At 45.9% G+C, this 13,607-nt stretch carries 15 protein-coding genes, 6 tRNA genes and 1 riboswitch; of the genes, 6 read left to right on the top strand and 15 right to left on the bottom strand.

From position 1 onward, the window contains the following. Window positions 1-149: 149 nt before the first annotated feature. Window positions 150-545 (bottom strand): hypothetical protein, encoded by a 396-nt coding sequence (locus KAI37_RS06340; protein ID WP_023987603.1) that lies wholly within the window; start codon window positions 543-545, stop codon window positions 150-152. A gap of 115 nt (window positions 546-660) precedes the next feature. Then, window positions 661-833: riboswitch (cyclic di-AMP (ydaO/yuaA leader) on the bottom strand. A gap of 466 nt (window positions 834-1,299) precedes the next feature. On the opposite strand from KAI37_RS06340, the gene KAI37_RS06335 reads away from it, so the two are divergent. Further along, the gene (locus KAI37_RS06335; RefSeq protein ID WP_071639943.1) at window positions 1,300-1,785 is read left to right on the top strand and encodes a glutathione peroxidase; all 486 of its coding nucleotides are present in this window, start codon (window positions 1,300-1,302) and stop codon (window positions 1,783-1,785) included. A 146-nt stretch (window positions 1,786-1,931) separates the two neighbouring features. Here KAI37_RS06335 and KAI37_RS06330 read toward each other — a convergent pair. Further along, window positions 1,932-2,014 (bottom strand) — tRNA-Leu (locus KAI37_RS06330). A gap of 263 nt (window positions 2,015-2,277) precedes the next feature. Between KAI37_RS06330 and KAI37_RS06325 the strand changes: the two genes are divergently transcribed. Both KAI37_RS06325 and KAI37_RS06320 read left to right on the top strand, forming a co-directional pair. Next, window positions 2,278-3,015, top strand: coding sequence for an urease accessory protein UreF (locus tag KAI37_RS06325; RefSeq protein ID WP_104496718.1), 738 nt, complete (start codon window positions 2,278-2,280; stop codon window positions 3,013-3,015). A gap of 296 nt (window positions 3,016-3,311) precedes the next feature. Beyond that, entirely contained in the window at window positions 3,312-3,560 is a 249-nt protein-coding gene (locus tag KAI37_RS06320) for a hypothetical protein (protein ID WP_013309254.1), read from the top strand. A gap of 95 nt (window positions 3,561-3,655) precedes the next feature. Here the strand turns inward: KAI37_RS06320 and KAI37_RS06315 are convergent, their stop codons facing one another. The 6 genes from KAI37_RS06315 to KAI37_RS06290 form a co-directional block, all read right to left on the bottom strand. Continuing rightward, window positions 3,656-4,039 carry a helix-turn-helix domain-containing protein gene (locus KAI37_RS06315; RefSeq protein ID WP_013309253.1) on the bottom strand — a complete coding sequence of 128 codons (384 nt, stop codon included), beginning with the start codon at window positions 4,037-4,039 and terminating at the stop codon, window positions 3,656-3,658. Window positions 4,040-4,131: 92 nt separating this feature from the next. Continuing rightward, on the bottom strand, window positions 4,132-4,506 hold the full coding sequence (locus KAI37_RS06310; RefSeq protein ID WP_028543045.1) for a helix-turn-helix domain-containing protein: 375 nt from the start codon (window positions 4,504-4,506) through the stop codon (window positions 4,132-4,134). A 185-nt stretch (window positions 4,507-4,691) separates the two neighbouring features. Then, the gene (locus KAI37_RS06305) at window positions 4,692-5,147 is read right to left on the bottom strand and encodes a MarR family winged helix-turn-helix transcriptional regulator (protein ID WP_071639942.1); all 456 of its coding nucleotides are present in this window, start codon (window positions 5,145-5,147) and stop codon (window positions 4,692-4,694) included. Window positions 5,148-5,310: 163 nt separating this feature from the next. Next, window positions 5,311-5,393: transfer RNA gene (locus KAI37_RS06300), tRNA-Leu, on the bottom strand. Window positions 5,394-5,408: 15 nt separating this feature from the next. Further along, window positions 5,409-5,484 (bottom strand) — tRNA-Lys (locus KAI37_RS06295). A gap of 86 nt (window positions 5,485-5,570) precedes the next feature. Beyond that, a tRNA-Glu gene (locus tag KAI37_RS06290) sits at window positions 5,571-5,642 on the bottom strand. 244 nt (window positions 5,643-5,886) lie between these two features. On the opposite strand from KAI37_RS06290, the gene KAI37_RS06285 reads away from it, so the two are divergent. Beyond that, a complete protein-coding gene (locus KAI37_RS06285) occupies window positions 5,887-6,648 on the top strand; it encodes a DeoR/GlpR family DNA-binding transcription regulator (RefSeq protein ID WP_071639941.1) in 762 nt (253 codons plus the stop codon). A gap of 69 nt (window positions 6,649-6,717) precedes the next feature. Next, window positions 6,718-7,593 (top strand): Cof-type HAD-IIB family hydrolase, encoded by an 876-nt coding sequence (locus tag KAI37_RS06280; RefSeq protein ID WP_220030928.1) that lies wholly within the window; start codon window positions 6,718-6,720, stop codon window positions 7,591-7,593. A 179-nt stretch (window positions 7,594-7,772) separates the two neighbouring features. Here KAI37_RS06280 and KAI37_RS06275 read toward each other — a convergent pair. From KAI37_RS06275 to KAI37_RS06265, 3 genes are all read right to left on the bottom strand, one after another. Next, window positions 7,773-7,861 (bottom strand) — tRNA-Ser (locus KAI37_RS06275). A gap of 1 nt (window position 7,862) precedes the next feature. Beyond that, a tRNA-Asn gene (locus tag KAI37_RS06270) sits at window positions 7,863-7,938 on the bottom strand. Window positions 7,939-7,982: 44 nt separating this feature from the next. Next, complete coding sequence (locus KAI37_RS06265; RefSeq protein ID WP_071639939.1) at window positions 7,983-8,495, bottom strand: SprT family protein; 513 nt, start codon at window positions 8,493-8,495, stop codon at window positions 7,983-7,985. A gap of 144 nt (window positions 8,496-8,639) precedes the next feature. Between KAI37_RS06265 and cmpA the strand changes: the two genes are divergently transcribed. After that, window positions 8,640-8,774 carry a cortex morphogenetic protein CmpA gene (gene cmpA, locus KAI37_RS06260; RefSeq protein ID WP_007429337.1) on the top strand — a complete coding sequence of 45 codons (135 nt, stop codon included), beginning with the start codon at window positions 8,640-8,642 and terminating at the stop codon, window positions 8,772-8,774. 104 nt (window positions 8,775-8,878) lie between these two features. On the opposite strand, the gene KAI37_RS06255 is transcribed toward cmpA, so the two are convergent. The 4 genes from KAI37_RS06255 to alr all read right to left on the bottom strand — a co-directional run bounded on the left by KAI37_RS06255 (window position 8,879) and on the right by alr (window position 13,409). Beyond that, window positions 8,879-11,101, bottom strand: a complete 2,223-nt coding sequence (locus tag KAI37_RS06255; protein ID WP_179085886.1) for a Tex family protein — start codon at window positions 11,099-11,101, stop codon at window positions 8,879-8,881. Between the two features lie 179 nt (window positions 11,102-11,280). Next, the gene (locus tag KAI37_RS06250) at window positions 11,281-11,631 is read right to left on the bottom strand and encodes a type II toxin-antitoxin system PemK/MazF family toxin (RefSeq protein ID WP_007429335.1); all 351 of its coding nucleotides are present in this window, start codon (window positions 11,629-11,631) and stop codon (window positions 11,281-11,283) included. Between the two features lie 6 nt (window positions 11,632-11,637). Beyond that, the gene (locus tag KAI37_RS06245) at window positions 11,638-11,919 is read right to left on the bottom strand and encodes a CopG family ribbon-helix-helix protein (RefSeq protein ID WP_007429334.1); all 282 of its coding nucleotides are present in this window, start codon (window positions 11,917-11,919) and stop codon (window positions 11,638-11,640) included. 293 nt (window positions 11,920-12,212) lie between these two features. Then, a complete protein-coding gene (alr, locus tag KAI37_RS06240; RefSeq protein WP_028543050.1) occupies window positions 12,213-13,409 on the bottom strand; it encodes an alanine racemase in 1,197 nt (398 codons plus the stop codon). Window positions 13,410-13,607: the final 198 nt, after the last annotated feature.

The following is a 13,607-nucleotide window of genomic DNA, read 5'->3' as shown; positions in this document are numbered from 1 at the left end:
ACCAGCGTACAAACAGCAGTATCACTCCATAACTCACAGCCATGACGAGCAACATGTATATATCCATCATGATTATACCCTCCGTATCGGTCCTCAGATCGCCATTCTTATTTGATCATAAAATCATAAAACAACTATGTTATAAGTGCTTATCCGTTCAGCAGAAAACCCACCTCTCCGTTCAATGTGTAGATCACATGATCCGCTCCCAATCCCCGATAAATTCCTTGTGGATTACAGCCGTGCGTAATAACATAGATCGATTCCGATGTTAGCGGCCGACATATTTGCAGGAAACGGCAAGTTAGATTCAAGCTGTTCTCGAACAAATACACACTACCAATTTCTTTTTTTGGAAAATTCCATTTTCCTGCTTGCATAGTATTGATGCGGACAATGTGCTCCACACCCATTTTTTTGAGCTGTCGTTCCTCCTGGGCGCTATTCGTCAGAACTGCAAACGCCAATTTTTTGAAAATAAGCAATTTCACAAAACTTCTGCCCGCTTCATTCGGTGCAGTGACAATAATTAACCGACCTTCCATCAGTAGCTCCTCTCCCGGTATAAAAAGACAACAAAAAGAAGCCGAAGGAAAAAGGCTTTCCTCCGGCTTCTTACATATCCATGATAAAATAAACCATGGCTGCACACGGCGGTTTGTTGCCTCTCCCTGTACGCTTACGAGGTTAGCTGTCGGATTCGGACGTGAGAGTCGCCCTATTTCTGGCACTTGACCGGAAAATTCACCCCATGAGACACACGGCTTCCGAAGCCGTACAGTCTCGATTGGTTCCCCCGCTTTTGCAACTGCAAAATTCAGCGCTATAGACATTTCGTTGTTGCTTCATTCAAGTTAATTTGAAATTACGTCTTGAATCATACACCCGCGCATGGAAGACTGTAAAGCTCAACTGCGGGGTTATAAATCGGCCTTTAGAGCCTAGGATATTAATAATAGCGCTTACAATACTACTATGCTTATCACAGCTCCTTCAATCTCTGTTTTTCATCCCTTTTCAAAAATGACAAGCATGTCAATATTGGCGTAGGGTAGGGCGTTTTTGGCCTTTTTTTGTAAAAAGAGAAGAAAATACGCTATATGTACCAGCTAAACACCGATTGAACCCGCTTTTATAAGAAGAAACACCTTAATTCGCTCCATTTGCGGTGCGATTTACTGTTTTGAACAAAATACGATTTTACAGCGGCTAAAGGCTTGATACAGCTTTTCAAAACTTGCAACCTCGCTTTTAATTGCTTACAATTTAATTGCTGAATATTGAATAAGGAGAGATACTATGACCGTTTATGAATATGATGCGCAAACCCTGCAAGGGAAACAAATTCCGTTATCCACATATGAAGGGAACGTTCTGCTTATCGTGAACACTGCCAGCAAATGTGGGTTAACCCCCCAATACAAAGCGCTACAAGAGCTATATGACCAGTACCATGAACAGGGGCTCGAAATTTTGGGATTCCCCAGCAACCAATTTGCCAAACAAGAGCCAGGTTCCAGCGAGGAGATTTCCGAGTTTTGCCAGATCAATTATGGTGTTACCTTTCCGATGTTCGCCAAGACAGATGTCAATGGCGATCAAGCGCACCCCTTATTTCGCTACTTGACCCAAACTGCTCCGGGGGTATTAGGGTCTAAAGCGATCAAATGGAATTTTACTAAATTCTTAATTACACGAGAAGGTAACGTATTTAAGCGCTATGCACCGCAAACCACTCCAGATAAGCTGGCGGGAGATATAGAGCAGCTTTTGCAGCAAAACTGACATCCTTCTTTATCACAGTTAATAAATGACCTATTGTCTACCGTTGCTTCTGTGGCTAAAGGATATAACGAAAAATGCTTAACAAAAAAAGCATCCCTTCACGTAAACCGTGTCAGGATGCTTTTTTAACTGAGTCTTGCATATAATGCGGTCGAGAGGACTCGAACCTCCACGGGCGTACGCCCACTACCCCCTCAAGATAGCGTGTCTGCCATTCCACCACGACCGCAAATCATAATGTAATGAGGCAACAGATTTATTATACTCTCTCATCAACTATTTGTAAACAAAAACATAATAATTATTTTATATGTTATTTTAACTAACATATATGAGCGATAAGAATATTTAATTTGACACAAAAGCTATTTAAATGTAAATATATATTACATATATTTCGAATACAGTTTGTTTCCCCAAAGTAAAGAGTTAAATAACATAACATAAGGATTCACTTCGAGGAGGCGAACCACCTTGCATAAAGGCAACCGTTTGCTGAACTATGCATTATTGTTGGACCCTTCCCTACCTGTTGGTGGCTTCACCCGTTTTAACGGACTGGAGAAACTATTCCGTAACGGACATTTGAACAGTCTACAAGACCTGGAACATTACATGCTGGATGATTTGTATCCTCAATTTACAACCGTTGACGGCATGGCTATCAAAAGTCTGTATGTCGCCATCCAGCAGAATGACAGTTGGCGGATCGCCCTCATTGATAAGATGCTGCATACCCAACGTCCCTCCTGGCAGCATGTGAAGGAGTTTCGTCTATCCGGCCAGCGTCTGCTCAAGCTCGCTAAGGCTCTTTATCCTTGGCTTGAATTTGACCAGTTGGAATCCATACTCATTCAATACAATGCGATTGGCACACTCGCTACCGTTCACACCTGGATTAACTTCCTCCTCGGAAACGATGTAGAACAGACCGTTCACGGCTATCTTAGCGCAGCGGTGTCCTCCTGTGTGGAAGATGCCTTCAAATTACTCAATCCTCCTTATGAGGAAAAGAACCCTCTTATGGAGCGTATGACAAGCGAGCTGCTCTCCGCCTGGAAGAAGCTTAACGAGCCTGAGCCAACTGCATTCCAGCGTCGCCTTCTTCACAGACATTGGTCCAGCTCCTACATCACTCTACCTCTTTATACGAGCCATAATAGCCAATCGGATGAACCTAGACTGTTTTCCTCCTCAGGTCTATTCAAACGCCTTCCTGCATCCCCCTGATGCGTCGTTTCGCCAATGTGGTCACAACACCAAAAACACTCTGTCCCTTTCCTCAGGTGGCAGAGTGTTTTTGGTCCACATATAATCGCAATTCACACCATTGGCAGACTCTAGACGGATTATCAGAACCACCTAGCACTTAATTAAGTAATTAATTCAACAAAATGACGCATTTACGATTGTAAAAACACGTATAAAAGTGTATCATAGTGTTAGATGGTTAATTCTAACATGTTTACTGATGATTATTATAACACACCAATTATTCCGCAAGAATCCGTAAGGGGCGATTTCTCTTGAACAACAAAATGCCTGTCACCTCCTTCGGGTGGGCCATCAAACAACGGCTTGTCGAACTTCGACTGGATCAGAAAACATTTTGTGAGACACACAATATTCCGCCTTCACGCTTGTCCAATCTGATTCACGGCACCCGCAAAGCACAAAGGTACAGAAAACAAGTTGCTGCAATTCTGAACATCGACGATAACGATTATAAGGAGGCACCGCACTCTAAACCTAACAAGCATTCCAGTTACATATAGGTCATTCCATATCACCAAGAAACCAAATAAACCCGTAAAGCGAACCCCTCCAGTTCGTTTACGGGTTTTCAACCCAGACATCTTTAGCCAAAAAATTATTCCGGCTTTGTTTTATCCTTCTCACTTTTTTGCTTACGGTATTTCGCAAATTCAACATATTCTAAAATAAAATTCTGTTCTTCCGTCTCAAGATCTTCTGCCTGGCAATTCAGTGGCCCCATCACTCCAAAAAAATAAGCAGCCTTCTGCTCCTGAAGTACGCCTTCTCCTGGCTTAATCCCTTTCATTAACCAATCGAGCGATACATTAAAAAAGTCCGAAATCTGAATCAAATGGGTGGTACCCGGCGTTGTTTTACCCCTTCTCCAATCACCGAGATTCCCTGAACTGATTTTAAGTTTTTCACAAAATGCCTTCTTGGTCATTCCGCGATCCTTAATCAAAGCTTCAATCCGCTGATAAATAGTTTGATCTCCCAAAATGTTTCCCCTCCGACACAGTAACTTTTTCTGAAATAATTTTCATTTTTCAGCCTTACTCATTAGTAATCCTCATCAAATCCTAAGCACCATTACCCCATAGTAGAATTGCGCTGGTTTTTCTCTTTACGAAAGCGGGTAAATTCAATATACTCAAGTATAAAATTTCTTTCCGCCTCACTAAGCGGTTCCCCCTGGCAATTCAGTTGCCCTGAAGCGCCAAAAAAATAAGGGTCTTGCGACTCCTTTAGCACCTCACCCTGTACATCTCGACCCAGCATGATCCAATCCAGACTGGCATCAAAAAATGAAGCAATTTCAATGAGTTTATTCGTCCCCGGCGTCGTTTTTCCTCTTTTCCAATCCCCGAAGTTCCCTGTACTAATGCCTAACTGCTGGCAGAACGCCTTTTTCGTCATTCCCCGTTCCTTGATGAGTTCCTCAATGCGATGGTAAATAGATTGCATAGAAGTTCCTTCCTCCCTAGCAGGCTCTCAAATAACGATATCATGTTCTCTGTTCCCATTTCAAAGATCACGTATGCTAAAATTACCGAATTATGTATGTTGGTTTCCATTATACCACAACACACAACAAAAACCGCCTGTTTTCCGAAGAAAGGGCGGTCTTTAAGCCAGTCCAGTTACGCCAATCACGTAGCAATGTTGTCAATTTTAAGTAAAATATGCTTCAATTCATTCAAAGTTTCACTCAGATGCAATAAATCTTCTTCCGGCAGATACACCAGTCTTTCTTGAATTTTATTGGAGAAGGTATGAAATACCTGTTCACAAAAAGCATCGCCTTCCTGTGTAATCGCCACATTCACGACTCTGCGATCCGAATCACACGACTGGCGGTCAGCCAACCCATGCTCCACCAGTTTGTCCAGAAGAGGAGTCATGTTCGGACGTGAGACGTTGAGCTGTTTGGACAAATCTGATACCGTAGACGAACGCACTTCACGCAGAAGCATTAGCACCTGAAAGTTATTAGGTGACAAGTGTAATGGGAAATCGAGCGGACCGTAGGTGAAAAATTTCTTCTTCACAATCGGAAACAAGCCCAAAATATTTTCTGATATATTTCCTAACAGTTGAGTGTCCATATTTTTCACCGTCACTTCATAAGTTTATACTTATCATTCTATAACATTATGGCGTTATATTATACTATGGAATCATTATTTCATCATAATCATTACTTTATTACATCACTAAACAAATAAAAAAAGCCTCTACCGCGAGAGACTTTTCCGTTTATTCCATTGATGCGGTCGAGAGGACTCGAACCTCCACGAGCGTACGCTCACTACCCCCTCAAGATAGCGTGTCTGCCATTCCACCACGACCGCATAACAAAATATAAATGGTGAGCCATGAAGGACTCGAACCTTCGACACCCTGATTAAAAGTCAGGTGCTCTACCAACTGAGCTAATGGCTCATGCAGTTCATCCAAGCTGTCCGCCATTAGACCAGACCTCAGGAATTTCCCTTAAGCATGCAACATGTAGTCTATAAAGACAACAATGACCCGTAGGGGATTCGAACCCCTGTTACCTCCGTGAAAGGGAGGTGTCTTAACCCCTTGACCAACGGGCCTTATTATTATGCGCCAACTTGGCGACAAGAAAGAGTATACCAAATAGAATAACGGATGGCAATACTTATTTCTAAAATTTTAAAAAAAACAGTTTTTATAAGTACAAAATTCGCATTCACTTACAATGCCTTATCCAAAATCACTAAAATCCTGAAAATAGCGATAAATGATTGCAATATCACTTGAATTTACTTATAATCACTTACGAGATACCGAAATAATTATATATTAGAGGAGCTTTTTATGTATCAGGAAGAACGAATGTTAAAAATCGTTGATTACTTACAGCTTCATAAGCGTATTTCGGTGGATGATATTTGTGAATTTTTCAATGTTTCACGAGATACGGCCCGTCGAGACCTCGTAAAACTTGAAGAGCATCAAAAAATTATTCGCACCCGCGGCGGCGCTCTTCTCCCTACACTTCATCACGATCCAATTGGAAATTATAATGAAAGACTACTTACTGTATCCGAGGAGAAACAAGTGATCGGACAACTGGCTGCCAGCATGGTACGAGATAAGGATCGTATTATATTGGATTCCTCTACTACCGTACAGGCGTGTGCAGAAAGACTGAATGTGCAGGAATGTTCGGTCATCACCAATTCAATCAATCAGGCTGACGTGCTATCTGGAAAAGACGGTGTCTCCATACATCTGCTGGGAGGCCGCCTGCAAAAAGAACACCGATATGTATATGGCTCCTCCGTGATCGCAACTTTGTCTCACTATTTTGTAGACAAAGCCTTTATCGGGATTGGTGGTATATCTGTCCACGGACTAAGCCTGATTCATGAAGAAGACGGTATGTTGAAGCATCAAATGATGAAACAGGCAGATCAGGTGATCGTCCTTGCGGACCATTCGAAATTCGGAATCAATTTTCCATATCGTTTTGCCGATCTGTCTGAAGTTAATATCGTGATCACCGACAGATTGCCAGAACCAGCGATGCTGGAAATTTTGCAACATTATGATGTGGAAGTTGTTGTACCCTCATAAAATACGAAACCGATTAGCTAGAACTCAAGACTTATCACAGAGATATCGAAAGACAGGAGCTGGGGAGAAATGAAACTGTTTGCGATTGATATGGATGGAACACTGCTGAACGAGGAAGGAAAAATAAGCAAAGTGAACGCGGAGGCTATACGCCAAGCACAGCAGCAAGGCGTTCAGGTGACAATTGCCACTGGTAGAGCCGCTTATGACGCCTGGACAAAGCTAGAGGAAGCAGAGCTTGTAACTCCCGTCATTGGAGCAAACGGCGCAACCGTACACGATGTGCATCGTCGTCAGTTAACCTCTACTCCTATGGGCCGCAGTGAAACGTTTGAAGTGCTGAGCTGGCTGCATGACAACGACTTTTACTATGAGGTCATGACAGACCGCGCTATTTATTCTCCACAAAACGGACACCAGCTGCTTGCTGTTGAAATGGACCGCTTGCTGAGCTCCAACCCGGATATTTCGCTGGATACTTTATTACATGCAGCTGAAAAACAATATGAACAGACCGGACATACCCGCATCGCCTCATATGAGGACATTCCACTGGATGTAGAGATTTATAACGCGCTCTGTTTCTCCTTTGATCAAGCCAAATTGGATTGGGGCCGGGAACGTTACCGAAGTTTTCAGGGGCTGAACATGGTCATCTCTTCAGACCGTAACTTTGAAGTCGAGCATAGGGATGCGTCTAAAGGTAATGCATTGCGTTATCTGGCGAATCATCTGAGCATTCCCATGCAAGAAGCTGTAGCGATTGGGGACAGCTACAACGATATCTCCATGCTGACGATGGCAGGAACAGGCATTGCCATGGGCAATGCAAAAGACGACATCAAGGCCGTCTGCTCCGAAGTGACTCTGACTAATGCGGAAGATGGCGTCGCTCATGCTCTGTTGAACATACTCAAGACAGCCGAGGCTGACACCGTGAAATAAGAAGTCATTGGCTGCGTACAAGACAGGCTAACGTCTCTTCATGCTGTACGCAGCACGTCCGCCTCTCCATTTAAACGATTTCAGCCCACCGTTATTCTCAAAGCAGATATAGACGAAAAGGACGCTCGCAAGCATCATTACAATGCACACGAGCGTCCTTTTTCTGCTTAAAATACCAACGGAGAGAGAGGGATTCGAACCCTCGCACCGCTTTCGCAGCCTAACCCCTTAGCAGAGGGTCCCCTTATAGCCACTTGGGTACCTCTCCATGGCTCCCCGAACAGGACTCGAACCTGTGACAACTCGATTAACAGTCGAGTGCTCTACCAACTGAGCTATCAGGGAACATTACTGTAAATTATCATACAGTATGGTTAATTTACCATGATTCAGGGGGTGCCGTCAAGTGCCAACAGGCGAAGCTTACCTCCACATTTCCCACAGCGATACCGCTGAGGATTCATCTTACGCTTGCGCATATACTCCTGTTTACAGGAAACGCATACTAGCTTGTAACGATAAGGCTGAGGCTTGCGTTCCGTTCTTCCCGGCAGAGTCTGACAATGCCTGCTTCCTCCTACACGGGCCAGCCATGCTTTGAAGTCAGCATCTCGATGTTGATAGCCCATCCCGCGTAAATGTAAATGATAATGGCACAGCTCATGCTTAATAATTTTCTCCACCTCAGAACGTCCGTAAGCTGCGAGTTGATGTGGATTAATTTCAATATGATGACTTTTCATAAAATACCTACCGCCTGTGGAAGACAGGCGCGCATTAAAGGTGGCTTGATGTCGAAACGGCACGCCGAAGCTCTCCAGCGAAATGCGCTCTACCCATTCTTGAAGCTCTTCATTACTCATAGAATGGTTCATTGAATTGCTCAGGGACTTAGACTCCATCCTTCCGGTCTCTCCTCCTTTGCTCCTTACTGACAAGCATATTATAAAATAACGGCCGAAGTCTAACCCCTAATTCATAAGCACACTTTAGGTACCCACCCCATATGCTAAACATACAGAAGTAACGCAGAGGAGGAGATCGGCTTGCCTCAATGGCTCAGCAACCAGCTCATGCGGGCCTTTTACAAAAAGGACCGGCGCCAAATTAAACTGTTGAACGATTGTTGGTTTTTTTATCATAAAGCACCTGGCGTGGAGTTCGATGCCAACAACGGGTAGAAGCTAAGGCAATCAAAAATGAAAGCCGGAATCTCCGATGCAGTTCGGAGATTCCGGCTTTTGTTATACCTTCACAAGAAGGTTGTACAGCTTTATTTAAAGTATTATGCCTGCGATTGCGCCTCTGCAGGAGGTTTCATCGTCAGACCAACCCTGCCTTTTTTCAAATCAACATTTAGCACCCACACCGTCACGTTATCACCGACAGATACGACATCCATCGGATGCTTTACGAAGCCACTGCGCAGTTGTGAAATATGAACCAACCCGTCACTTTTAATACCGATATCGACAAACGCGCCGAAATCAATGACATTGCGGACGGTTCCCTGAAGCTCCATACCCGGTGAGAGATCCTCGATCTTCAGCACATCCTTGCGGAATACGGGCAACGGCAGCTCGTCACGCGGGTCACGGCCCGGACGCTGGAGACTGTCCAGAATATCCTTCAGTGTCGGCACGCCGACTTCCAGCTTCGCGGCCAATTCGTCAATGTTGGACACGCTCAGTGCTTCCATTGCAGTCTTAGTACCCAGATCGTGGGCGCTGATGTTCAGTACCGCCAACAGGCGGTCTACGACAGCATACGATTCAGGATGAATCGGTGTACGGTCCAGCGGATTTTCTCCACCCGGTATACGGATAAAGCCTACAGATTGCTCATAGGTTTTTGCACCAAGGCGCGGCACTTTCTGCAACTGACGACGGTTGCTGAATTTACCGTTTTCCTCACGGTACTTAACGATGTTTTTGGCAATCGTCGCATTGATCCCCGCTACATAGGATAACAGCGCAGAGGAAGCCGTGTTCACATCCACACCGACATGGTTAACGGCTGATTCGACAACGTCCTTTAAGCTTTCATCCAGATGTTTCTGCGACACATCATGCTGGTATTGGCCTACACCAATAGCCTTCGGCTCAATTTTGACCAACTCAGCCAGCGGGTCCTGCACACGACGTGCGATGGAAGCCGCACTGCGCTCGGCCACGTCCAAATCAGGAAATTCCTCCTGTGCCAGCTTGGAGGCAGAATATACGCTCGCGCCCGCCTCATTGACGATCAGATACGCTAGACTGCTGTCACCAATGTCCGCGATGACTTCCGCTACGAATTGCTCTGTCTCGCGCGAAGCGGTTCCGTTACCAATGACAATCAATTCGATACCGTATTGGGCAATTAGCTGCTTGAACTTTTCAGCAGCCTCGCGCTTCTTGTTGTTCGGCGGTGTCGGATACGTCACAGCCACTTCCAGCAGCTTGCCGGTGTCATCGACAACCGCCAGCTTACAGCCTGTCCGATAGGCGGGATCGACACCGAGCACACGTCGGCCCTTGATCGGAGCCTGTAGCAACAGGCTGCGCAAGTTGCCTGCAAAGATGGAGATGGCCTGCTGCTCGCCCTTCTCCGTCATTTCAGCGCGTACTTCACGCTCGATAGATGGCGCGATAAGTCTTTTATACGCATCCTCAATGACACTGCGCAGCAGATCTTGCACGACAGACGATCCTTTAATCACTTGGCCGGCCACGTAATTGTAAATGGAATCTGGCGCTACCTCCAGACCAACCTTAAGAATGCCTTCCCGCTCCCCGCGATTAATCGCCAGAATACGGTGAGGTGGCATTTTCTTAGCGAGCTCACGATAGCTGTAGTAGTTTTCATACACGGATTCTTGCTCCGCGTCTTTCGCTTCGGAGGTCAACATACCATGGTCCAGCGTGTATCGGCGTACCCATTGGCGAATAGCCGCATCATCCGCTATATTTTCAGCTAAAATGTCCAAGGCTCCTTGAATGGCCGCCTCGGCGCTGTCCACTCCCAGTTCCGCATTAACATAAGACTCGGCTTCTTTCAGAGCATCTCCCTGCTTCGGCTGGCTCCAGATCCAGATGGACAGCGGCTCCAGTCCCCGTTCCTTCGCTACACTGGCGCGGGTTTTGCGTTTTTGCCTATACGGACGATACAGATCCTCCACTTCCTGAAGTTTAACCGCAGAGGTGATAGCAGCCTGCAGGTCTTCCGTCAGCTTACCCTGCTCATCAATAATGCGGATGACCTCTACCTTACGATCCTCCAGATTACGCAAATACACCACACGATCTTCAATTTCACGCAGCTGATTTTCATCCAGCTCTCCTGTCATTTCCTTACGATAACGCGCGATAAAAGGAATTGTATTCCCTTCATCCAACAAACTGATCGTTGTCCGGATTTGCTTGAGTGCCAGCGACAGCTCTCTCGCCACTTGTTTGACAATCCGCTCTTGGCGTTCTGCTTCGTTCGGCTCCTGCCGGATTTCCGTCTTCGTTTCCTCGTTAGACAAACCTATCCCTTCTTCCTCACAGCTCTTGTCATACACCATGTCTTTCATTATCACAAAAAATGATTCAAAGCGCCAGCAGGTGACGTTAAAGCAAGCCCTACCTGCATTTTTCATTGGACACGCAAAAGGACAGCGCCCAAGCGCTGCCCTTTTCCCGTTTCACTCGTCGTTCCATCACGCTAAAAATCAATCAAACCGAGACTGATTTGTAGCGAATCGCTCACTTTGCGCATGGTTTCTTCATCTAAATGGGTGATTTTGTCGGTAAGCCTTTGCTTGTCGATCGTCCGAATTTGCTCCAGAAGAACAACAGAATCACGATCAAAGCCATGCGTCGCCGCGTCGATTTCCACGTGTGTAGGCAGCTTTGCCTTCTGAATCTGGGCGGTGATGGCTGCTACGATCACAGTAGGACTAAACCGGTTGCCGATATCATTTTGAATGATCAGCACAGGTCTGACGCCACCTTGCTCGGAACCGACTACGGGTGAAAGGTCTGCAAAAAAAACGTCGCCGCGCTTTACGATCAATATGGATTACACCCCGCTAACTGTACGGCCCAAGGTGCTGTTTGCATCTTCCTCCGCGTGAAAGGCTTCGGATGCCATGGTTAAGTTAATTTTAGCCATTTCCATGTATCCACGCTGCATAGCTTCACGAATGTAACGTTTTTTACGTTCGCCTACATACAGCTTCATGGCCTGCCTGATAAATTCACTGCGGTTGGAATTTTCCATAGCTACGATCCCGTCCACTTCCTGCAAGAGATGATCTGGCAAACTGATCATTATTCTTTTGGTGTTCTGCAAATTGGCCAACTTCTCTTCCACCCCCAAAACCTTGTCGCCATTGTACCATTATAACGTTATTCCCGGTAATTTATTCAAACGGAATACAAGAGAATGTATATGATATTCGTATATCATCTATGCTGCATTCCATTATAAACTACGCAGTTCGTTTTCGTACAGGCGTTTGATCCCCGAAATACAAGTGTCAGCGGAGCCTAATGCGTCTTTTGACAGTTATAGCGCTCTTTTCTTTCCTTTGTACATATTTCGGGACGTTCTGCGAAAACTCCTGCTTTTATTCGGTAATTTGCGTTATGAAATTAATTCCAGCGGGTTGGAAGAAGCGAGTTCACTCGAACAACAGGAACATGACCTCGTGTGTATACACGCGGTACCCTGTCTGCGATCATGCAGATCACCTCATAGTGGATCGTACCAAGCTTGGATGCCAGCTCATCCGCCGCGATAGTTTCGCCGGACTGCTGGCCGATGAGAACAACCTCTTCGCCGGTTTGGATTTCTTCCGCATCTTCTGCGAAAGATTGTAAGGATACCATACACTGGTCCATGCAAATCGTACCGAGTACCGGGACGCGGCGACCGCGTATCAACACTTCGATCTTCCCACTCAGCATGCGGGAGTATCCATCCGCATAGCCGATTGGCAGTGTACCGATCCGTTCTTCACTGGAGGTTACATACCGGGTGCCATAACTAACTCCCCAGCCGGGAGGAAGCGTTTTGGTGTAAACCACCGCCGTCTTCAATGACAATACAGGCAGCAGCTCAATGGCTTGCCGATTAACCTCATCAGACGGATACAGACCGTATATACTGATACCAATCCGCACCATATTGGGGGAAAGAGAAGGGGTATCAATGGTGGCGGCGCTATTGCCCGTATGTATAATGGGAATGGTGATACCTTGTTCCCTTAGCGCTTCCGCCACGCCCCGAAACCGATCATATTGTAGCAGTGTATAGCTTTTGTCTTCTTCATCCGCGCGGGCAAAATGGGTGTACATGCCTTCCAGCAGCACCTGCTCTAATTCGTGAGCCTGCCGGACAAAAGCCATAGCCTCTTCTCCAGGCAGCAAACCCAGTCTTCCCATGCCGCTGTCTATTTTGATGTGCACCTTCAGCTTGCGTTCGTTTCCTTGGCGGTCCAGTCTTCGGATACCCTCCAGTACTTCTTCACTGAACACAGTCAATGAGATATCATGCTCCCAAGCCGTTTGTACAGCTTCCGGTGAGGTATAGCCGAGTACAAGAATCGGTAGTTGAACACCCGCATGACGAAGCTCCAACGCTTCATCCAGAAAAGCGACGCTCAAATAATCCGCACCAAGGCGTTCCAATTCCTTTGAAATTTCCACGGCACCGTGTCCGTAGGCATTAGCCTTGACACAGACCAGTATCAGCTTATCCGCTGGCAATGCCTTGCGAAAAGCTTCATAGTTGGCGCCAAGGTGATCCAGGTTGATTTCGGCCCGGGTCGATCTGTATTGTGCTTGCAAATCCAGTCACCTTCTTCAATTGTTAGCCTGTAACATAACCTTTTACCATTCGGAGTGTGGCAAAGTTCTTGCTTCCAAAGGTTAATGGTAATGTTCAAAAACGTGGCTGTCAATGGCAGGAGACGTTTGCCAGCATCCTCTACAATGAACACGACATACAAGCAGTGCACATAATAGACCGCGAATGAACAAAAGACG

The organism is Paenibacillus sp. S25, from assembly GCF_019454085.1.
Lineage (GTDB): Bacteria > Bacillota > Bacilli > Paenibacillales > Paenibacillaceae > Paenibacillus > Paenibacillus polymyxa_B.
The sequence above is the reverse complement of the archived record's forward strand: the minus strand, read 5'-3'. Positions and strand labels throughout refer to the sequence as shown.

Excerpts from the sequence above, each read along its gene's own strand:
- KAI37_RS06280 (WP_220030928.1), top strand. The coding sequence starts at position 6,718 with ATGAAACTGTTTGCGATTGATATGGATGGAACACTGCTGAACGAGGAA.
- KAI37_RS06335 (WP_071639943.1), top strand. The coding sequence starts at position 1,300 with ATGACCGTTTATGAATATGATGCGCAAACCCTGCAAGGGAAACAAATT.
- KAI37_RS06305 (WP_071639942.1), bottom strand. The coding sequence starts at position 5,147 with ATGGACACTCAACTGTTAGGAAATATATCAGAAAATATTTTGGGCTTG.
- KAI37_RS06285 (WP_071639941.1), top strand. The coding sequence starts at position 5,887 with ATGTATCAGGAAGAACGAATGTTAAAAATCGTTGATTACTTACAGCTT.
- KAI37_RS06265 (WP_071639939.1), bottom strand. The coding sequence starts at position 8,495 with ATGGAGTCTAAGTCCCTGAGCAATTCAATGAACCATTCTATGAGTAAT.
- KAI37_RS06340 (WP_023987603.1), bottom strand. The coding sequence starts at position 545 with ATGGAAGGTCGGTTAATTATTGTCACTGCACCGAATGAAGCGGGCAGA.
- KAI37_RS06310 (WP_028543045.1), bottom strand. The coding sequence starts at position 4,506 with ATGCAATCTATTTACCATCGCATTGAGGAACTCATCAAGGAACGGGGA.